Source organism: Brevundimonas nasdae (genome assembly GCF_016654005.1).
Classification (GTDB): domain Bacteria; phylum Pseudomonadota; class Alphaproteobacteria; order Caulobacterales; family Caulobacteraceae; genus Brevundimonas; species Brevundimonas nasdae.
Genome location: NZ_JAEPWN010000002.1, coordinates 47,093 through 67,060 on the forward strand (window position 1 = coordinate 47,093; position 19,968 = coordinate 67,060).

The window sequence follows — 19,968 nt, forward strand, 5'->3', positions numbered from 1 at the left end:
CATTCCGTGCGCCGCTCAGGGGTCGCCATGAAGAAAATCGAAGCCATCATCAAGCCATTCAAGCTGGATGACGTCAAAGAGGCGCTCCAGGACGTGGGCGTGCAAGGCATGACTGTGCTGGAGGCCAAGGGATATGGCCGCCAGAAGGGTCATTCGGAGCTCTATCGGGGCGCCGAATACGTCATCGACTTCCTGCCCAAAATAAAGATCGAGGTCGTCGTCGCTGACGACCTCGCGCCTGCCGTTGTCGAGGCCATCCAGACCTCGGCGCGCACAGGCAAGATCGGCGACGGCAAGATCTTCGTGTCCGACGTGGCGGATGTGATCCGCATCCGCACCGGCGAGACCGGCGCTCAAGCCGTCTGAAACTGAACGACCCTCCCCGGCCCTCGGCCTTCGGGTCGGTGACCGGTTTCCTCCCCAACGACCAAAAAAATAGGACTTCCGAGAATGAGCGCCGCCGCCAAGATCCTCAAAGAGATCGAGGAAAAGGACGTCAAATACGTCGACGTTCGCTTCACCGACACCCAAGGCCGCCTGCAGCACGTCACCTTCGACATTGATCTGGTCGACGAGGACTTCCTGAACGAAGGCACCATGTTCGACGGTTCGTCGATCGCGGGCTGGAAGGCCATCAACGAGTCCGACATGCTGCTGAAGCCGGACCTGACCACGGCCTACATCGACCCGTTCTACCAGCAGACGACGATGTTCCTGTTCTGCGACGTGCTGAACCCGGACACCAACGAGCCGTACAACCGCGACAGCCGTTCGATGGCCAAGAAGGCCCTGGCCTATGTGCAATCGTCGGGCGTGGGCGACATCGTCTATTTCGGCCCGGAAGCCGAGTTCTTCGTGTTCGACGACGTGCGCTGGTCGACCCAGGCGCACAACACCTCGTACTCGTATGATTCGACCGAGTTGCCGGCCAACACCAACGCCGAATACACCGAAGGCAACATGGGCCACCGCCCGCAGACCAAGGGCGGCTATTTCCCCGTCAATCCGGTCGACAGCGGCCAGGACCTGCGCGGCGAAATGCTGGGCGTGATGCGCGACATGGGCCTGCAGCCCGAGAAGCACCACCACGAAGTGGCACCGGCCCAGCATGAACTGGGTCTGAAGTTCTCGGACCTGCTGACCATGGCCGATCGCCTGCAGCTCTATAAGTATGTCATCCACAATGTGGCGGCGGCCTACGGCAAGTCGGCGACATTCATGGCCAAGCCCATGTTCGGCGACAACGGCTCGGGCATGCACGTGCACATGTCGATCTGGAAGGACGGCAAGCCCCGGTTCGCGGGCGACAAGTATGCCGGCCTGTCGCAGGAGTGTCTGTGGTACATCGGCGGCATCATCAAGCACGCCAAGGCCATCAACGCCTTCTCGAACTCGACCACCAACAGCTACAAGCGCCTGGTGCCCGGCTATGAAGCTCCGGTGAAGTTGGCCTATTCGGCCCGCAACCGCTCAGCCTCGATCCGCATCCCGCACGTCTCGTCGCCCAAGGCCAAGCGTCTGGAAGCCCGCTTCCCTGACCCGATGGGCAACCCCTATCTGACCTTCGTGGCCCTGCTGATGGCCGGTCTGGACGGCATCGAGAATCGCATCGATCCGGGCGCACCCGCCGACAAGAACCTCTACGACCTGCCGCCAGAAGAGCGCGGCTCGATCCCCGAGGTCTGTGGCTCGCTGAAGGAAGCACTTGAAAACCTGGACGCCGACCGCGCCTTCCTCAAGAAGGGCGGCGTGATGGATGACGACTTCATCGACGCCTATATCGAGCTGAAGCAACACGAAGTCGCCCGTCTGCAACTGCACCCGCACCCGGTCGAATTCGACATGTACTACAGCTGCTGATCGTCAGATCTGGCTAAAGAGCAGAGGCGCTGACGGGAAACCGTCAGCGCCTTTTCTTTGAGCCCGTTCTACTGGCCCGGACGAATGGTCAGGGTGGGTTTGTCGCCGTAGGAATCTGTGATGGTCCAGCTTTGGCCGATGGTGTGACCGTCCGTGGAGTTGGCTTCGCACCGAACATTCCGTCCAGGCGGCTCGTCCAGCGGGGCCTTTACGATCCAGCAGACATAGCGACTGTCTGCCACGTAGTCGCCGTGGCCCTGGACCCCGCCCGGAAAGACGGCGGTAAAGGTCCCGTCGGGCTTGAAGGCAAAGGTCACTGTCGGCCCGCCATCCGGATAGACCGCGGTCAGGGTGTTGCCGATTGCGAGTTGAACCAGTGTGGGGCCGCTTGACGGCGTCGTCTGCGCAATGGCGGTGGCTGGAAGCGCGAGCGCCAGACCACCCCCAATGATGGCGAAGATATTCATGTCATCGCTCCAGTGCGAACATCGTTGTTCGAGCTGGGGAAGGTCTCATGCGATCAGGCGGGCGGATATCACCTACATTGGGTATGGCGCCAACGCGCTCAGGCGAGTTCCGCTTCCAGATCGTCCGCCTTCTTGCGGCGCAGTTCGATCAAACGGACGCACCAGATGGAGACCTCGTAGAGCAGCACCATCGGCACGGCGAGCATCAGTTGGCTGATGGGATCCGGCGGGGTGACTACGGCGGCGACCACGACCACGGCGACGATGGCGTAGCGACGGCCCGTGGCCATCAGCTTGGAATTGATCAGCCCGGCCATGCCCAGCAGGGTCATGACGACCGGCAGCTGGAAACACAGGCCGAAGGCCAGCAGCAGCGCCGTGACCAAGTTCAGATAGTCCGACACCTTGGGCAGCAGATTGGCCTGCACCCCATCGCCGATGATCTGCTGGCTCAGCGAGAACCACATCACGAACGGCAGCATGACGAAATAGACCAGGGCCGCGCCCAGCAGGAACAGCAGGGGCGCAGCGACCAGGAACGGCAGGAAGGCGCCGCGCTCATTGCGGTACAGACCCGGCGCGACGAAGCGATAGAGCTGCCAGGCCAGGACCGGGAAGGCCACGAAGACAGCGCCGAAACCGGCCAGCTTCATCTTGGTGAACAGTATCTCCAGCGGTGCCGTGTAGATCAGATTGACCGTATGGCCATCGACATGCGGCAGGGGCTTCAGCCCCGCAGTGCCCAGGATCAGGTCCAGCGGCGAGACATGGCCGTGCGGCCCGACGGACGAATAGAAGGCCTGAGCCGCGGCGAACGGCTTGACCAGGAACAGATAGATCGGTTCGGAAAAGGCGAAACAGCCGATGAAGCCGACCGCAAAGGCGATCACGCAGATCAGCAGCCGCTTACGCAGCTCGATCAGGTGGTCCATCAAGGGCGCACGCGACGCCTCGATCTCGGCCTCGTCACGGTCTGGGGTGGTCAAAGGTCGACGGCCTTCTTGCGGACTGTCTTGGGCTTGGCGGCCGCAGTCTTGGAAGCAGTTTTGGGTTTGGCGTTAGCGGCGGTCGCCGTTTTTGGCTTGGCAACGGTCTTGGGCGCGGCCTTCTTGGGCGCAGCCTTGGCCTTAGGCGCAGTGACGACGGTTTCTTGCACCGGCGTCTTGTCCGGCCACTCATCCGGCGCAGGCTGCATGGCAGGAAGCTCCGGCTCTGGCGACGGCAAGGACGGTGTCACCAGTCCTGCGTTGATTTCCTTGAAAGCGGCTTCCGCCTCGGCCCCGAGGGGATACATCCCCTGCCCGCTGCGCAGCGCTTCGACTTCCTTGCGCAGGTCGTCCAGTTCGGACTGGCGCGCCATTTCGTCGAAACTGGTGCGGAACTCGTTGGCCATGGCGCGCGCTTTCGCAACCATCTGACCAACGCGACGCATCAGAATAGGCAAATCCTTGGGCCCCACCACAAGCAGGGCCACAATGCCGATCACCACTAATTCGAAACCCCCCACTCCGGGGGCGAGCCCGCCCATGCGTCAGCCCTTACAGACGACGACTAGCGCTTCAGCTCTTCCTTTTCCGCCTCGGTGCGCGGCAACGAGCTGACCCCCTCGCTGGGGCCGTCCTTCTTGTCTTCGTCTTTCAGGCCGTCCTTGAAGGCGCGGATGCCCTTGGCGGCGTCGCCCATGATGCCGGAAAGCTTGCCGCGGCCGCCGAACAGCAGCGCGACAACGACGATGACGATGGCCCAATGCCAGATGCTCATGGAGCCCATGGCGTAATCTCCTCGCGTGGAACCGATGATCGATCCCATCCACTATTCTTCGACGTGCATATAGGCGCAGTGATGGCCCCGCGCCAAGGGACGCTGTAGGTCTGCGCGACCATGAGTCCCTCCGATCACGTAATCATCCACACCGACGGCGCCTGCAAGGGCAATCCTGGCCCTGGCGGCTGGGGCGCCGTGCTTCAGGCCGGCGGCGGTCACGAGAAGGAATTGTGGGGCGGCGAGGCCAATACGACCAACAACCGCATGGAGTTGATGGCCGCGATCATGGCGCTGGAAGCGCTGAAACGGCCCTGCAAAGTCGAGCTCCACACCGACAGCAAATATGTGATGCAGGGAATCACTGAGTGGATGCGCGGCTGGAAGGCGCGCGGCTGGCTGACCGCCGACAAGAAGCCGGTCAAGAACGCCGATCTGTGGCAGCGGCTTGACGCCGCCCGCCTGCGCCACGACGTCAAATGGCGCTGGGTGAAGGGTCACGCGGGGCACGAACTGAACGAGCGGGCCGACCAGTTGGCGAATCGGGGCGTCGCCGAGTTGAAGCGGCGCTAGACGGCTTCGATTTCTTTCTCCGGCTCGGCCTTGCGGCGTCGCACGCGCGATCCGCTCATGACGGCGCCGAACAGGGCGGCGACGGCCGCGATCTGGAAGCCGTGACGAACGCCCGCGACGGGCGCGGATGACAGCAGGAAGGCGACGACCACCGCGCCCATCGACTGGCCCAGGACGCGGGCTGTGCCCAGACTGCCGCCCGCCGCCCCTGCCCGCTCACGCGGGGCTTCGGACAACATGGCGCGGTTGTTGGGCGACTGGAAGAAGCCGAAGCCCGCACCACAGACGGCCATGCGCCAGATGATGTCGAACTTGGTCGCATCGGCGTCGAGGAAGCTGAGCGCCATCAGACCGCAGGCGAAGACGGTCAAACCGATCGCCCCCAGGACTCCCGCCGAATAACGATCCGAAAGCCATCCGGCCAAGGGGGCGGCGAACATGGTGGCTAGCGGCCAGGGCGTCATCAACAAGCCCGTCTCCACCGCGCTGAGATGCAGCGAGCCTTGCAGGAAAAAGGGCAAGGCCACGAAGGCCATCATCTGGGCGGTGAAGGAGATGATCGAGGTTCCGACTGACAGGGCGAACATCGGCCGGGCCAGCAGGTCCAGGGGGATCAAGGGCGCGGCGCGCGGCTTCTCGTGTCGGAACAGCAGCACGGCGGCGGCCAGCCCCGCGCCGGTCATGCCGAAGCCCAATATGGCGGCCTCGCCGTGCGCCAGTGACTGCAGGCCGGTGATCAACAGTCCGAAGGCGGCAGCGCTGAGTGCGGCGCCGGTCCAGTTCAGCTTGCGCTTCTGCAGCGGATTATGCGGCAGGGTGAAACCGGCCATCGACACGGCCAGCAGGCCGATGGGGATGTTCAGGGCGAACAGCCAGCGCCACTCGCCTACCGCCAGGATCGCGCTGGCTATGGTCGGCCCGGCGGCGGCGGCGATGGAGACGATCACCGCATTGATGCCGACCGCGCGTCCCAGGAATTTCTGCGGATAGGTGAAGCGCACCAGCGCGCCGTTCACGCTCATGATCCCCGCAGCGCCGAAGCCCTGCAGCACCCGCGCCAGGCTCAAGGTGACGATGGAATCAGACAGGGTGCAGGCGATGGAGGCCAGGGTGAAAACCGCGAGCCCCGCCTGCGACACCCGGCGATAGCCGACGATCTCGCCCAGCGAGGCCAGGGGCAGCAGCGAGACGACAATGGCGATTTGGTAGGCGTTGACGATCCAGATCGACGCCGCCTCGGACGCCTGAAGATCGTGGGCGATGGACGGAAGCGCCACATTGGCGATGGCCCCGTCCAGCACGGCCAGGGTGATGCCAAGGCCGATGGAGACAATGGCCCAATATCGCCGAGGGACCGGCAAGCCATCCTGAAAGGCGGGCGTTGGTGCGGTCGGGGCGTCTGACATCAACGCCGAACGCCCATTTACCGCGAAGGTTGCCGCGAATGCCGCCTAGTGCGAGGCGGTGACCTTCAGCAGCGAACCGCTGACGCCGTGGACCAGAACATCGGCGCCGGTTTCAGGTCCTTCTCCCTCGATCTCCGCAGGCCACTCGGCACCCGAGATGAAGACCCGGCCGCGGCCGTCGACGAAGGGCTGGACGACCCGGGCGTGCTGGCCGATCAGGCGGCTGTCACGGTCGTTGATGTCCGGGCCGCTGGGGTTGGCCTTGGACACCAGACGACGCGACAGGACAGTGGCGATCACGGTCAGCAATGCGAAGACTGCGACCTCGCCGGGCAGTCCCAGGTGAAGCCCGACCGCCGTCAGCACCGCCACGACGCCTGCCGCAACGGCGGGCCACAGCAGCCATTCCGTCGAGGCCATCGATTCGATGGCCAGCAACAGAACGCCGATAGCCAGCCAGATCCAGAAAGGCTGGGCGGCGTACAGATTGAGGACGGCGGTCATGGCTCAGAGGTCCTGTCAGGCCGAAGGCGGAACGCTGCCGCCCGCTGGGCGGCGCGGGGCGGACGGGCGCGGCGGCTGGGGCGCGCGGGCGCTGTCCTGGCTCTGGTCCTGCGCAAGGCCGACCAGTTGGCCGATGCCGGCGATGGTGCCGACCAGGGCGCCCATTTCGGCGGGCACGATGACGGTGCGCTGCTGCGGGCTGCGCGCCAACTCGGCGAAGGCTTCGACATACTTCTGGGCGACGAAGTAGTTGATGGCGTTCACATCGCCGCGCGCGATGGCTTCCGACACCATGGCGGTGGCGCGGGCCTCGGCCTCGGCTTCACGTTCGCGGGCCTCGGCGTCGCGGAAGGCGGCTTCCTTGCGGCCTTCAGCCTGAAGGATGGCGGCCTGTTTGGCGCCCTCGGCGCGGGCGATGGCGGCGGACTTTTCGCCGTCAGCCTCGGTGATGACGGCGCGGCGTTCACGCTCGGCCTTCATCTGACGGGCCATGGCGTTGGTGATGTCCGTCGGCGGCGTCAGGTCCTTGATCTCGATGCGGTTGACCTTGACGCCCCAGGGTTCAGTCGCCGCGTCGATGACGTGCAGCAGGCGGGTGTTGATGCTGTCGCGCTGGCTTAGCACCTCGTCCAGTTCCATCGAGCCGACGACGGTCCGCAGATTGGTCATGCAGAGTTGCGAGATGGCGTAGGGCAGATCATCGACACGGTAGGCGGCGCGGGCTGAATCCATCACCTGAATGAAGACGATGCCGTCGACCTTCACCATGGCGTTGTCCTTGGTGATGACTTCCTGCGTCGGGACGTCCAACACCTGCTCCATCATGTTCATGCGACGACCGACGCGTTCCACGAAAGGTGTCAGGAAGCCGATGCCGGGGCTAAGGGTCTTGGTGTATTTGCCGAAACGCTCAACCGTGAACTCACGTCCTTGCGGTACAATCTTGATTACGCTGAACAACAGCGCGATCGCGAGCAGAAGCACGACCCCGGCGAAAATGGTGGCTACGTCCATATGGAAACTCCCTTTGACGCAAGGTTACGCATCTCCATCGCACGGCGCTACCTAAACTGAACGGTCCTCGCTCAAGGGTTCGCCGATTCAAGCCTATAGGTGGTGAGCCGGTCCGCAATGTCAGCTTCAAGGTCGCCGTAGAACAGATTGTATGGTCTGGCTTTTCTCCTGTCCGACCAGCTGCCTCCATCGCGGAAAGACTCCAGGTTCGGCCAACTGTGACGCAGCAATCCGTCGCGGCACTGGGTCTTCACTTCACGCGTCATCAAAGCGGGCCGCGCGCCCCATTCCAGGCCTGTCGCATTGGTGGCGCCGCGATGCATCCGTTCCGGCACCGGGGCCACGTCCGTCGTGCCGGTGATGGGGTTGACGCACAGGCCTGCGCGACCGTTCAACTCGACCAACCGCCCCTTGTCGTCCCAGATCAGGGCCCGACGGAAACGCCTGCGACCGGCTGAATCGTCATTGTCGCCGACCTGGGACCAGGCGACGATGCAGTGGAGTTCCCGGCGCGTGGTGCAGGCGGGGATGTTCGCCGGCACGCGATCTGCGGCGATGATCACGTCCATCAGATAGGCGGCGACGAGACGGTCACGGACCGCCGGATCTGGTGAAATCCGTTCACGTAGCAGCCGGTCCAGCAGTTCAGCCCCCTGCTCCACACCCGCCACCACGATGGGGCCGTCAGGGTGGCGGGTCAGCCAGTTGTCGAAGGCGGCCAGAACATCCTGATAGGCGAAGGCCCGAGCCTCTCGCGCATCATCGCGCAGCGTCAGGCGGGAATAGAGGCTGGCCTGCCGGTACAGCGGCGCGCTGACGGCGCCCGCCCGCGCGAACGGCCCGGCGTAGTTCGGCAGGACGACGCGGCGCAGATAGGCGTCGGAAGCGGGGGCGCCGATGGGGCCGTTCCATTCCCTGCCCCCGTCGAAGGTGGTGGAATGGACGAAGAAGACCGCTGCCTCGCCTGCCCCGGCGACGCGCGCCTCGTACAGGGCCCAGGGCTTGCGCGTGGTGTAATCAGGCGCGGGCGGCGGGACATAGGTCTGGAACGGAACCTGCGGATCCAGTCCCGCGCGCAGGATGTCGCCACGCCAGACGGCGACGGCCGCCGTGAGGATGAACACCACGGCGAAACCCGCATAGCCGACCCATTGGCGGAAGGTCAGCTTCGGCAGCATCAGCGATACGGATCCGAAGTGGCCAGGAAGTCCTGAACGTAGCGACGCACGCCCTCTTCCAGCGGTGTGGACTGGCCTTCAAATCCGGCGGCGCGGATGCGGTCCATGCGGGCCTGGGTGAAATATTGATACCGGTCGCGGATCACCTCGGGCATGTCGACATAGGCGATGGAGGCGTCCTTGCCCGCCGCAGCAAAGGTGGCGCGCGCCAGATCCTCGAACGAACGCGCCTGTCCCGAACCGACGTTGAAGACGCCCGAAACCCCAGGTGACTGCAGCAGGAACTCGATGATGTCGACCACGTCATCGACATAGACGAAGTCGCGCAGTTGACCGCCATCGGCGTAGTTCGGGTTGTGCGACTTGAACAGACTGACCGTCTCGCCCGCCGCCACCTTGGGCCAGATCTGGGCCACGACCGACTTCATCGTTCCCTTGTGGCCTTCGTTGGGGCCATAGACGTTGAAGAACTTCAGACCCGCCCACTGACGCGGCGCCTGTCCGCGATCCGACTGGCGTACGGCATGCTGGTCGAACAGCATTTTTGAATAACCGTAAGCGTTTAGCGGGCGAAGTTTGGACAAGGACTCAGCATCGTCGTCGTCATCGAAACCTGTTTCGCCATCGCCATAGGTCGCCGCAGACGAGGCGTAGATCAGACGGGCATCGCGGATCGTGCACCAGTCCCACAGGTCGCGCGACAGGGTGAAGTTGGTGCGCAGGATCAGGTCGGCGTCCGGCTCGGTCGTTGAGGAAATGGCGCCCATATGGACCACAGCCTCGATGCGTTCGGCGTGACGCTCCAACTGTTCGAACAGCTCTTCCGGCGCCCAGAAGTCGGCGATGGGGTGTTTGGCCAGGTTCTTCCACTTGGCCAGATCGGCGGTTTCCAGCCGGTCGCAGACCACGACGTCATAGGCTGTCTCAGCCGTCAACCGCGCCACGATGTTGGAGCCGATGAAGCCGGCGCCGCCGGTCACCACGATCATTCTGGGCGTCATTGTGCCGAGCCAGTCATTTTTTCGATTGTGCGGGTGGTGGAGAACCCGTCCTTGAAATCCGCCAGACGGACGACGCCGCCCCAGCTTTCCACCAGATCGCCGCCGACCACGCCTTCACGCGTATAGTCCGATCCCTTGATCAGCACATCAGGCCGCAGTCGTTCGATCAGGGCGATGGGGGTCGGGTCGCCGAAACTGGTCACCCGATCCACGCTGCTTAAGGCCCCTATGACGACGGCGCGACTGTCCAGATCATTGACCGGCCTGCCCTCGCCCTTCAGCGCCTTGACCGAGGCGTCGGTGTTCAGCGCCACGACCAGCCTGTCGCACCAACTGCGCGCCTGGGCCAGATAGGCGACGTGGCCGCGGTGCAGGATGTCGAAACAGCCGTTGGTGAAGCCGACCTTCAGGCCCTGGCGATGCCAGGCCTCGACCTCGGCGGCCAGTTCGTCCAGCGGCATGACCTTGGCCTGGGCCGCGACGGCGTGCTGGCTCAGCTCCGCGTCGATCAGTTCGGTCGGGGTGACGACAGCGGTGCCGGATTTGCCCACCACCACGCCGGAAGCCAGAATGGCGAACTGAACCGCCGTCTCCAGCGAGACGCCCGCGCCCAGCGCCAGCCCCAGAGCCGCCAGCACAGTGTCGCCTGCCCCTGATACATCGAAGACTTCCCGGGCACGACCGGGGAAATGCTGAACTGGCCGGTCGCGACGAGCTAGGCTCATGCCCTTGCCGGCGCGGGTGACGATGATGGCGCGCGCCGTGGTCTGGGCCAATAGGGCGGCCAGCGCCGCCTCGATCTCGGCATCAGTTTCGACCGGTAGTCCTGTGGCCCCGGCCAGCTCTGAGGCGTTGGGCTTGATGACATCGACTGCCCCGTAACGAGCGAAGTCGCGGCCTTTGGGGTCCACAATGACCGGCGCGCCGTTGGACTGGGCGGCGGCAAGTGCGGCCCGGATCAGGTCGTCGCTGACAACACCCTTGGCGTAATCAGATAAAAGAATAGCCGAAGCTTCTGAAAATGCGCCTGAATCAGAAACCGACACGGGCGCCGCGTCGTCATCCAGACGCAGAAGCTGCTGGCCTGCCGCGACAAAGCGCGTCTTGACGATGGTGGCGGCGCCAGACGGGCGGTTGATGAAGTCGGCGATCCGATCCTCTGACGCGATCAGGTCCCGCAATTCGGCGCCCGCGGCGTCATCGCCTGCGACCGCGCCCAGCTGAGCCAGACCGCCCAGAGCGGCCACGTTGCGGGCGACATTGCCCACGCCGCCCGGCATGGCGGTCGTGCGACGCGCGCGCAGGACCGGGATCGGCGCCTCGGGCGAGATGCGGCTGACCTCGCCATAGACATACCGATCCAGCATCAGATCGCCGACGCAGGCGATCTTCAGGTCACGCACGCGCTCCAGCAGCTTTTGCAGGGCGCCCAGATCGAGGGTGTCAGACATGCGCCCGACCTAGAGGATTCAGGCCGACAGCGCCACCGGCGCCTTGACGCCGATCTTGATGGCCAGGTCGTCGAAGGCGATCAGTTGCGCGGCCAGTTCCTCGAACTTGTCCAGCGGCACCATGTTGGGGCCGTCCGACGGGGCGTTGTCGGGGTCTTCGTGTGTCTCCAAGAAGACGGCGTCGACGCCGACAGAGACGGCGGCGCGGGCCAGAACCGGCACGAACTCACGCTGGCCACCCGACGACGTGCCCTGCCCGCCCGGCTGCTGCACGCTGTGGGTCGCGTCGAACACGACCGGGCAGCCGATGTCGCGCAGCACCGGCAGGGCGCGCATGTCGCTGATCAGGGTGTTGTAGCCGAAGCTGGCGCCGCGCTCGCAGGCCATGACGTTCGGATTGCCCGCGCCGACCACCTTGGCGATGACGTTCTTCATGTCCCAGGGGGCCAGGAACTGACCCTTCTTGATATTGATGGCCTTGCCGGTCGCGGCGGCGGCCAGCAGCAGATCTGTCTGGCGGCTGAGGAAGGCGGGAATCTGCAGCACGTCGACGACTTCGCCCACCGGACCGCACTGGGCCTCGGAGTGGACGTCGGTCAGAGTCGGCAGGCCGGTGACCTGACGGATTTCAGCGAAGATCGGCAGGGCGTCTTTCAGGCCGATGCCGCGCGCCGCGCTGGCGCTGGTGCGGTTGGCCTTGTCGAAGCTGGTCTTGTAGATGATGCCGGCGTTCAGTCGTTCGCCGATCTCCTTCAGCCTGTGGGCCGTCTCCAGCGCGTGCTGGCGGCTTTCCATCTGACAGGGACCGGCGATAAAGACGATTCTTGCACCGCCGCCGATGACGACAGGCGTCCGAAGACCTTCGGACAACGTAATGACGGCGTTGGGTCGGCTCACGAGGCGGCTCTCTTGCGAATGACGTTATGAATGCGGTCTGTGCCGCAAGGATGAGGCCATCAGGTGGCGCTCTTGAAGGAAGAGTTCAAGCTATCATGCAGTCGCCCCACGTGACCACCAGGCCAGTCATCCTCTGGTTCCGTCGCGATCTGCGGCTGCAGGACAATCCCGCCTTGAACCGTGCGATTGAGGCAGGACGCCCCGTTCTGCCGGTCTTTATTTTGGATGAGGGGGCGGAACGGCCTCTGGGCGGGGCCGCGCGCTGGTGGCTGGACAAGTCGTTGAGAGCGCTGGCGAGCGATCTGGAGGCGCGGGGTTCGCGACTGATCCTGCGGCGCGGCGATTCGCTGTCGGTGTTGCAGGGGCTGATCGCGGAAACCGGCGCCGAGGCCCTGTTTCTGAACCGCAGTTTCGAACCCGCAGGCTTCGAGCGCGACGCTGACATCGCCTATGCGCTGCAGGCGGAGGGCGTGTCCTGTCACGGCTTCAACGGCTCGCTGTTGTGCCCGCCGGGATCGGTGCTGAACGGGTCTGGCCAGCCGTACAAGGTGTTCACGCCCTTCATGAAGGCGCTGCTCGGCAAGTTCGAACCGCCCGCAGGATTGGAGCCGCCTGCACGGATCGTCACTCCCAAAATCGCCAGCGATAGGTTGGACGAGTGGGGCCTGCATCCCCGGCGCCCCGACTGGTCCGGCGGGTTCGACTGGGCGCCGGGTGAAGCAGGGGCGCTGGACAATCTGTCGGCCTTCATCAACGGCGGGCTGAAGACCTATGGCCACGGTCGGGATATTCCGGGCCGTGCGAACACAAGCTGTCTGTCGCCCCACCTGCACTGGGGCGAGATCAGTCCCTGGCGGGCGGTGCGTGAGGCGCGCGAAGCCGCCGTTCAGGGGCGCGTTCCGGCCGCAGAAGCCGAGAAGTTCGTCGCCGAGATCGTGTGGCGCGATTTCTCGACGCACCTGCTGCACCATTTCCCCTTCATCGAAAGCCGGGCCTTCCGAGCGGAATATGACGCCATGCCATGGCGGGATGATCCGGCGGCGCTGGAGGCCTGGCGACGGGGGCAGACCGGCTATCCTCTGGTCGACGCCGGTATGCGGCAGTTGTGGGCGACGGGCTGGATGCACAATCGGGTGCGGATGGTCGTCGCCTCCTTCCTGGTCAAACATCTGATGATCGACTGGCGTGAGGGCGAGGCCTGGTTCTGGGACACGCTGGTCGACGCCGACCTGGCTAGCAATGTGCAGAACTGGCAGTGGGTGGCGGGTTCCGGCGCTGACGCCGCTCCCTATTTCCGCATCTTCAATCCGACGGCGCAGGGACAGAAGTTCGATGGCGACGGCGCCTATGTGCGGCGTTGGGTTCCCGAACTGCGTCACCTGCCCGACAAGTGGATCCAGGCCCCGTGGACCGCGCCGACCGAGAGCCTGCGAGACGCCGGGGTGCGCTTGGGCGACACCTATCCCAGGCCTGTCGTGGATCATGACGTAGGGCGCGCGCGGGCGCTGAATGCGCTGAAGGCCGTTTCGGGACGGGGCGACGACCACAGCGACCGCGATTGACCCTATGGCGTTTTAAAGGGACACCTGACGCCACAGGTCGCCTCAGCCGACTGGCGATACAGATGATGTGCAACTGGCGTTGAGCAGACCATGAACCCTTTGATTTCGACCGATGAATTAGCGGCTGTGCTGGGCGCGCCGGACCTGCGCCTTATCGACGGCAGTTGGCATCTGGATGGCCGCGACGCCGCCGCCCAGTTCGCCGAGGCGCATATTCCGGGTGCGGTCTTCTTTGATCTGGAGGCGGTGTCGGACGCGGACAGCCCCCTGCCCCACATGCTGCCGACGGCGGAAGCCTTTGCAGCCTCGGTCGGGGCGCTGGGCGTCGGGGCGGACGATCATATCGTCGTCTATGACACGGCGGGTCTGTTTTCGGCGGCGCGCGTCTGGTGGATGTTCAGAACCATGGGTGCCAGCCGGGTTCAGGTGCTGGACGGCGGCCTGCCCAAATGGCTGTCCGAAGGGCGTCGTGTGACGTCGGATGCAGAGCAATCTGACGCCGCGGTCTTCCAACCCGATTTCAAACCTGATGCGGTCGTGGACGCCGAACAGGTGCGTGCCGCTTTGGCCGCCCAGGCTCAGGTCGTCGATGCGCGCGGCGCGGCGCGGTTCCGGGGTGACGCCGCTGAGCCGCGTCCCGGGGTAAGGGCCGGTCACATGTCCGGGGCGCTCAACCTGCCCTATAATCGTCTGCTGAACGACGACGGCACAATGAAGCGCGGCCAGGCCCTGGCGCAGGTGTTCGCCGATGCGGGCGTCGATATAGCCAGGCCGGTGACCACAACCTGCGGGTCAGGCGTCACCGCCGCCATCCTCAGCCTTGGGCTGGCTGAACTGGGCAAGCCGTCGCAACTTTATGACGGCTCCTGGGCCGAATGGGGCGGCCGCGCCGACACGCCGGTGACGACGGGCTGAGATCAGGCCGGAACGGGCGCCGCCGCCGTGCTGTCGGCGCCCTCGTCCTCGGGATCATTGTCTTCGCCACGTGAGACGATGGTGGCCAACGCCAGGTCGCCGGTCACGTTCAGCGTCGTGCGACACATGTCCAGGAAGCGATCGACGCCCAGGATCAGGCCGATCCCCTCTGGCGGCACCCCGACCATGACCAGGATCATCGCCACGACCGGCAGAGAGCCGGCCGGCACCCCCGCCGTGCCAACGCCGCCCAGTATGCAGACCAGCATGACGATGAACTGCTGCATTAGGGTCAGTTCGATGCCGAAGAACTGGGCCAGGAACAACACGGTCACACCCTCGAACAGGGCTGTGCCGTTCTGATTGGCGGTGGCGCCGACCGTCAGGACAAAGCGGGCGATCTTGCGCGGCAGGTGAAGCTGCTGCTCCGCCGCGCGCAGGGCGAAGGTCAGGGAGGCGTTGGAGGAGGCTGTCGAGAAGGCCACGATCATCGGCTCGCGAACGCCCCGGAAGAAGGCGACGGGCGACATGCCGACCAGGAACCAGACGGCCAGCGGATAGACGACGAACATGTGGATCGCCATCGCACCCACGGCGACCGCCACATAGGCCGCCAGGCGGATCAGCAACTCGAAACCGAACAGGGCCGCCAGGTTGAACATCAGGCAGGCGATGGCCAGAGGGGCCAGTTTGATGAAGAGGTTGATCAGCTTCATCGTGATCTCGAACAGGCCCTGAACCACCTCCTGCAGTCGGTCCGTCGCCGGGCTCTTAGCCATGACTAGGCCGACGCCGAAGAACAGGGCGAAGACCATCACCGGCAGGATCGCGTTTTCGGCGGCGGCGGTGAATACGTTGGACGGCACCAGCTCAAGGAAGAAATCGCCCAGGGAAATGCTGGTCGGGGCGCTGTTCACGATGCTGGCGGCGCCCGCCTTGCCCTGATCCAGCAGGGACTGGGCCAGAACCGGATCGACGCCGCGTCCGGGCTGGAACAGATTGACCATGCCCATGCCGATGACGACCGCAATGCCTGAAATCACGATGGTCAGAAGCAGGGTCTTCAGGCCCGTTCGACCCAGCGAGGCCAGATCGCCCATCTCGGCGACCCCCATGACCAGGGCCGAGAACAGCAGCGGGATCACCATCATGAACAGCAGGCGCAGGAAGACCTGGCCGATGGGCCCGGTGACGTTCGCGGTCAGCCACTGCACCCAGCCCACATCCCCGCCGACGGCGAGATGAACCAGAAGGCCGGTGCTGAGACCCAGGCTGAAGCCGATCAGCATCTGCCAGTGAAGCGGAAGCTTTCCGCGTTTCGTCTCCGTCATCTTTCCTCCTGAGGAAAAGGTGCGCGTGTCAGCGGCTACCGGATCGGCAACCCGTAAATCAGGCCCGGCGGCTGGGCGTTCCATTGGGCGTTCAGGCCGCGCTCCAGCTTCAGCGGGGACTGCGGACCCAGATTGCGGTCGAAGATCTGACCGTAGTTGCCGGTGGCGCGCACTGCATTCGAGCCCCAGGTCTTGGGCAGGCCCAGCATGGCGCCATAGTCGCCCTCGACACCCAGCAGACGACGGACGCGAGGATCGCGTGAATCCTTGGCCTGAGCCTCGGCATTCTCGCGGGTTACGCCCAGTTCTTCAGCCAGGATCACAGCGTTCAGGGTCCAGCGCACGACCGAGGCCCAGCGTTCGTCGCCCGCCTTGACCACCGGTCCCAGCGGCTCTTTGGACGCCACGTCGGACAGGATGGCGTGCTCCTGCGGATTGGTCAGGGTGGTGCGAGCCGCGGCCAGGGCCGAGATGTCGGCGCTGAAGGCGTCGCAGTCTTCACGGGCATAGGCGTCGCGGGCGGCTTCCTCGGTGGCCAGGACGACCGGGCGATAATCCACCCCGCGCGAGCGGAAGAAGTCGTCGGCGTTCGCCTCTGCGGTCGAGTTGGACTGCACGCAGACGCGGGCGCCGTTCAGTTCGGTCGCGCTGGACAGGTTCAGCGACCGCCTCACCAGGAATCCCTGACCGTCGTAATAGTTGATGCCCGCGAAGATGAAGCCCTCGCCCGCGTCGCGCGTCATGGTCCAGGACGAGTTGCGCCACAGGACGTCGATCCGCCCATCATTCAGCGCCTTGAAACGATCCCCGGCCGACACGGGTACGAAACGCACCGCATCCCCGTCGCCCAGAATGGCGGCGGCCAGTGCGCGGCAGAAGTCAGCGTCGAACCCGCGCCACTGTCCGCGATTGTCCGTATAGGCGAAGCCAACCAGCCCCTGATGCACGCCGCAGTTCAGGCGACCACGCTGTTTCACCGCCCGGAGAATCGGGCTTTGCGGCAGATGGCCCGCCTCGGTCGTTGCGGCTTCGGGCGCTGGGGTTTCCGGCGCAGGGGCAGCCGCCTGTCGGCTGCATGCCCCTGCCAGCAGCAGCGCCGCCATGGCTCCGATTGTCCAGCACCGCATCGCGTAAACTCTCCCTCCGCCGCTTGCGCCCGGCAGAGTTTAGAGGCCTTTAGGCCCTGATCCGCAACCCATCGGAGAGGTCATGTCGCCGCACTCAGATCGCACCCGCCTGATCGCCTCCGCCACGCGACGGGGGCAAGGGCGTCGCCCGGTGAACCCGCCGATCGAGCGCGCCTCGACCATGCTCAGCGACACGGCGGGCGCCATGCGCGATGGGGCCGACGGCCCGGTTTATGGGCTGGAAGGCACGACGGCGGCGCGAGAACTGCGTGCGGCCCTGGCCGATCTGGAGGGCGGCGTTCAGGCGTTCCTGGTTCCTTCGGGTCTGGCGTCCGTGACGGTTCCAGTTCTGGCCCTGACGCGTCCGGGCGACGAGATCATCACGACCGACGCCGTCTATGGCCCCACGCGACGGTTCCTGAGCCGATATCTGGCGGGCCGCGGCGTGACGACCCGGTTCCTGCCTGCGGGCGCGGACGCCGATGCGATCATCGCCGCCGTTGGGGAGAAGACGCGGTTGATGCTGATGGAATCGCCCGCATCCCTGACCTTCGAAATGGTTGATGTGGCCAAGGTCGCGGCTGCCTGCCGGTTGCGCGACGTCCTGACGGTGCTGGACAACACCTGGGCGGCGGGACTGGCGTTCAAGCCGCTGGCGCATGGCGTGGATGTCAGCGTCCAGGCCCTGACCAAATACGTCGCCGGTCATTCCGACGTGCTGATCGGCGGCATCGTCGCCAATGAGGCGCGACTGATCCGGGCCATCGGCGACGCCATTGAGGACATGGGCTGGCATGTGTCGCCGGACGACGCCTGGCTGACCCTGCGAGGCCTGCGGACCCTGTCGCTGCGCTACGCCGAACAGGGGCGGTCGGGGTTGCGGGTGGCCCAGTGGCTGCAGGCGCGGCCTGAGGTGGCGCGGGTGTTGTATCCGCCCCTGCCCGGCTCGGTCGGCCATGATCTATGGGCGCGCGACTTCACAGGCGGCGCCTCGCTGATGGGCGTGGTGATGAACGGCGGCGATGCGGCGGCGGGCCAGCGTTTCCTGGACGCCCTAAGCCTGTTCGGACTGGGCTATTCATGGGGCGGGTTCGAAAGCCTGGCCACGCATGAAACGCACCAGATGGCCTATCGCGACCATCCCACGGTGCTGGAGGGGGAGTTGATCCGTTTCCACATAGGGCTGGAAGACCCCGCCGATCTGATCGCCGATCTGGAGCGGGGTCTGGCGGCCTTTGCGGGCTGATCAGGCGGGCATGGCGCGGTCCAGAATGGCGGCGGCGTCAATCACTGCATCATAGGCGCCGTAGGCTGATCCCCGGTCCGTCAGCCGCAGGCGGCAGAAGGCTCCGGCCGACGGATTGTCCCACGCCAGCAGGATCGCGGCCTGAGCAGCCAGCGCCAACCGCTCGACCACCAGACGCGCGCCCGCCTCATGCGCCGTCTCGAATGACAGGCCGTCCAGCCAGGCGTCATAGGCGCCGTCGCGTCCACGCTGCTGCTCAAGGAAACTGCGCAGAGCTTCGACTGATTGCGGCTCACGCCCCATGGCGCGCAGGACGTCCAGGGCGATGACATTGCCCGACCCTTCCCAGATGGCGTTCAGCGGGGACTGGCGGAACAGGCGCGGCATGGGGCCTGTCTCGACATAGCCCGCACCGCCCAGGCTCTCCATCGCCTCATAGACGAAGCCGGGCGCCCGCTTGCACACCCAGTATTTGGCGATGGGCGTCAGCAGGCGGCCCAGGGCGTCGTCCTCGTCGAAGGTCTGGGCCAGCCGCAGCCCCATGGCCGTGGCCGCCTCGCTGTCAACCGCCAGATCGGCCAGAACCGCCGCCATCATCGGCTGATCAATCAGCCGCTTTTGGAAGACCGAGCGATGCGCCGCGTGCCAGACCGCCTGCGCCATGGCGCCGCGCATCTGCTGGGCCGATCCCAGCACGCAGTCCAGCCGCGTATGCTGGACCATGCGGATGATGGTGGCCACGCCGCGTCCCTCCGGCCCGATCCGCTGGGCCAGGGCGCCGTGGTATTCGATCTCGGACGAGGCGTTGGACTTGTCGCCCATCTTGTCCTTCAGCCGCATGACGCGGAACCCGGCGTTGCGTTGACCGTCCGGCGTCCAGCGCGGGACCAGGAAACAGGTCAACCCGCCCTCGGCATAGGCCAGCGTCAGGAAGGCGTCCGACATGGGTGCCGAGCAGAACCATTTGTGGCCGGTCAGTGCATACCAGCCCGCCTCCCCCGTCGGTTCGGCGCGCGTGGTGTTGGCGCGCACGTCCGAGCCGCCCTGTTTTTCGGTCATGGCCATGCCGATGGTGACGCCTGCCTTTTCAGCAGCCGGACGCACGGCGGGATCGTAACGGCCGGATTGAACGCGCGGCGTCCATTCGGCGGCGACCGACGGCTCGACCGCCAGCGCAGCGACCGAGGCATAGGTCATGGTCATCGGGCAGGTCGTGCCTGAATCCGCCTGCCCCGTCATGAACAGGGTCGCGGCGTGCGCCACGTGCCCCTTTGGCGTTCCATCCCAGGCGACAGAAGCGAAGCCGGAATCCAGGCCCAGGCGCATCAACTGATGATAGGCCGGGTGAAACGTCACCTCGTCGATGCGGCGGCCATAGTGGTCGAAACTGTCCAGAACCGGCGGATTGCGGTTGGCCTGAACGCCCCAGCCGATCACCTCGGCCGACCCGCAACGTGCGCCCAGTTGGTCCAGGCGCGCGGCGTGCTGACCGCCGCCTGCCTTGCCGACTGCATCCTTCAGCGCCCGATCGCCTGAGAACAGGTTGACGTCCTCCAGCGGCGGCGGCTGGTTCAGGACCTCATGCGTATCCAGATGGTCGATGGGGCGAAGGGCGGACATGGGCGTCTCCGTCTGCGAAGCGCCAACGATAGGCCATGAAAAAGGGCCGCGCCAA

At 65.3% G+C, this 19,968-nt stretch carries 20 protein-coding genes; 6 read left to right on the forward strand and 14 right to left on the reverse strand.

Annotated features, from left to right (window positions below; translation table 11 throughout):
* The first annotated feature begins 27 nt into the window (after positions 1–27).
* Both JKF87_RS03470 and glnA read left to right on the forward strand, forming a co-directional pair.
* Positions 28–366: a P-II family nitrogen regulator gene (locus tag JKF87_RS03470; RefSeq protein WP_054765773.1), complete on the forward strand. Its 339-nt coding sequence runs from the start codon at positions 28–30 to the stop codon at positions 364–366.
* An 84-nt stretch (positions 367–450) separates the two neighbouring features.
* Positions 451–1,860, forward strand: a complete 1,410-nt coding sequence (glnA, locus tag JKF87_RS03475) for a type I glutamate--ammonia ligase (RefSeq protein WP_201097347.1) — start codon at positions 451–453, stop codon at positions 1,858–1,860.
* A 68-nt stretch (positions 1,861–1,928) separates the two neighbouring features.
* On the opposite strand, the gene JKF87_RS03480 is transcribed toward glnA, so the two are convergent.
* The 4 genes from JKF87_RS03480 to JKF87_RS03495 all read right to left on the reverse strand — a co-directional run bounded on the left by JKF87_RS03480 (position 1,929) and on the right by JKF87_RS03495 (position 4,097).
* Positions 1,929–2,327: a hypothetical protein gene (locus JKF87_RS03480; RefSeq protein ID WP_201097350.1), complete on the reverse strand. Its 399-nt coding sequence runs from the start codon at positions 2,325–2,327 to the stop codon at positions 1,929–1,931.
* A gap of 98 nt (positions 2,328–2,425) precedes the next feature.
* The gene (gene tatC, locus JKF87_RS03485) at positions 2,426–3,313 is read right to left on the reverse strand and encodes a twin-arginine translocase subunit TatC (protein ID WP_236261099.1); all 888 of its coding nucleotides are present in this window, start codon (positions 3,311–3,313) and stop codon (positions 2,426–2,428) included.
* Complete coding sequence (gene tatB, locus JKF87_RS18570) at positions 3,310–3,855, reverse strand: Sec-independent protein translocase protein TatB (RefSeq protein ID WP_201097352.1); 546 nt, start codon at positions 3,853–3,855, stop codon at positions 3,310–3,312. Before tatB ends, tatC begins: the two co-directional genes overlap by 4 nt.
* A 23-nt stretch (positions 3,856–3,878) precedes the next feature.
* Positions 3,879–4,097: a twin-arginine translocase TatA/TatE family subunit gene (locus JKF87_RS03495; protein ID WP_201097354.1), complete on the reverse strand. Its 219-nt coding sequence runs from the start codon at positions 4,095–4,097 to the stop codon at positions 3,879–3,881.
* A 111-nt stretch (positions 4,098–4,208) separates the two neighbouring features.
* Here JKF87_RS03495 and rnhA point away from each other — a divergent pair, with 111 nt between their 5' ends.
* Entirely contained in the window at positions 4,209–4,661 is a 453-nt protein-coding gene (rnhA, locus tag JKF87_RS03500) for a ribonuclease HI (RefSeq protein WP_201097356.1), read from the forward strand.
* Here the strand turns inward: rnhA and JKF87_RS03505 are convergent.
* The 7 genes from JKF87_RS03505 to kdsA form a co-directional block, all read right to left on the reverse strand.
* The gene (locus JKF87_RS03505; RefSeq protein WP_236261100.1) at positions 4,658–6,022 is read right to left on the reverse strand and encodes an MFS transporter; all 1,365 of its coding nucleotides are present in this window, start codon (positions 6,020–6,022) and stop codon (positions 4,658–4,660) included. The genes rnhA and JKF87_RS03505 overlap by 4 nt on opposite strands.
* 90 nt (positions 6,023–6,112) lie before the next feature.
* Complete coding sequence (locus JKF87_RS03510) at positions 6,113–6,571, reverse strand: NfeD family protein (RefSeq protein ID WP_201097360.1); 459 nt, start codon at positions 6,569–6,571, stop codon at positions 6,113–6,115.
* Between the two features lie 15 nt (positions 6,572–6,586).
* Positions 6,587–7,585 (reverse strand): SPFH domain-containing protein, encoded by a 999-nt coding sequence (locus JKF87_RS03515; RefSeq protein WP_201097362.1) that lies wholly within the window; start codon positions 7,583–7,585, stop codon positions 6,587–6,589.
* A gap of 71 nt (positions 7,586–7,656) precedes the next feature.
* Entirely contained in the window at positions 7,657–8,763 is a 1,107-nt protein-coding gene (locus tag JKF87_RS03520; RefSeq protein ID WP_201097364.1) for a DUF3089 domain-containing protein, read from the reverse strand.
* Positions 8,763–9,764 carry an ADP-glyceromanno-heptose 6-epimerase gene (gene rfaD / locus JKF87_RS03525; protein WP_236261101.1) on the reverse strand — a complete coding sequence of 334 codons (1,002 nt, stop codon included), beginning with the start codon at positions 9,762–9,764 and terminating at the stop codon, positions 8,763–8,765. Before rfaD ends, JKF87_RS03520 begins: the two co-directional genes overlap by 1 nt.
* On the reverse strand, positions 9,761–11,215 hold the full coding sequence (gene rfaE2 / locus JKF87_RS03530; RefSeq protein WP_201097366.1) for a D-glycero-beta-D-manno-heptose 1-phosphate adenylyltransferase: 1,455 nt from the start codon (positions 11,213–11,215) through the stop codon (positions 9,761–9,763). The genes rfaD and rfaE2 overlap by 4 nt, the downstream gene beginning before the upstream one ends.
* Before the next feature lie 18 nt (positions 11,216–11,233).
* Positions 11,234–12,112 carry a 3-deoxy-8-phosphooctulonate synthase gene (gene kdsA / locus JKF87_RS03535; protein ID WP_307417355.1) on the reverse strand — a complete coding sequence of 293 codons (879 nt, stop codon included), beginning with the start codon at positions 12,110–12,112 and terminating at the stop codon, positions 11,234–11,236.
* A 95-nt stretch (positions 12,113–12,207) separates the two neighbouring features.
* Between kdsA and JKF87_RS03540 the strand changes: the two genes are divergently transcribed.
* Entirely contained in the window at positions 12,208–13,674 is a 1,467-nt protein-coding gene (locus tag JKF87_RS03540) for a cryptochrome/photolyase family protein (RefSeq protein ID WP_201097368.1), read from the forward strand.
* A gap of 90 nt (positions 13,675–13,764) precedes the next feature.
* Positions 13,765–14,589, forward strand: coding sequence for a 3-mercaptopyruvate sulfurtransferase (sseA, locus tag JKF87_RS03545; protein ID WP_201097371.1), 825 nt, complete (start codon positions 13,765–13,767; stop codon positions 14,587–14,589).
* A 2-nt stretch (positions 14,590–14,591) separates the two neighbouring features.
* Here sseA and JKF87_RS03550 read toward each other — a convergent pair whose 3' ends face one another.
* On the reverse strand, positions 14,592–15,920 hold the full coding sequence (locus tag JKF87_RS03550; RefSeq protein WP_236261102.1) for a dicarboxylate/amino acid:cation symporter: 1,329 nt from the start codon (positions 15,918–15,920) through the stop codon (positions 14,592–14,594).
* A 35-nt stretch (positions 15,921–15,955) separates the two neighbouring features.
* The gene (locus JKF87_RS03555) at positions 15,956–17,047 is read right to left on the reverse strand and encodes an amino acid ABC transporter substrate-binding protein (protein ID WP_236261103.1); all 1,092 of its coding nucleotides are present in this window, start codon (positions 17,045–17,047) and stop codon (positions 15,956–15,958) included.
* A gap of 82 nt (positions 17,048–17,129) precedes the next feature.
* Between JKF87_RS03555 and metC the strand changes: the two genes are divergently transcribed.
* On the forward strand, positions 17,130–18,293 hold the full coding sequence (gene metC / locus JKF87_RS03560; RefSeq protein WP_201097372.1) for a cystathionine beta-lyase: 1,164 nt from the start codon (positions 17,130–17,132) through the stop codon (positions 18,291–18,293).
* Here metC and JKF87_RS03565 read toward each other — a convergent pair whose 3' ends face one another.
* Positions 18,294–19,913, reverse strand: coding sequence for an acyl-CoA dehydrogenase family protein (locus tag JKF87_RS03565; RefSeq protein WP_201097375.1), 1,620 nt, complete (start codon positions 19,911–19,913; stop codon positions 18,294–18,296). It lies immediately after the preceding gene.
* Between the last annotated feature and the right edge of the window lie 55 nt (positions 19,914–19,968).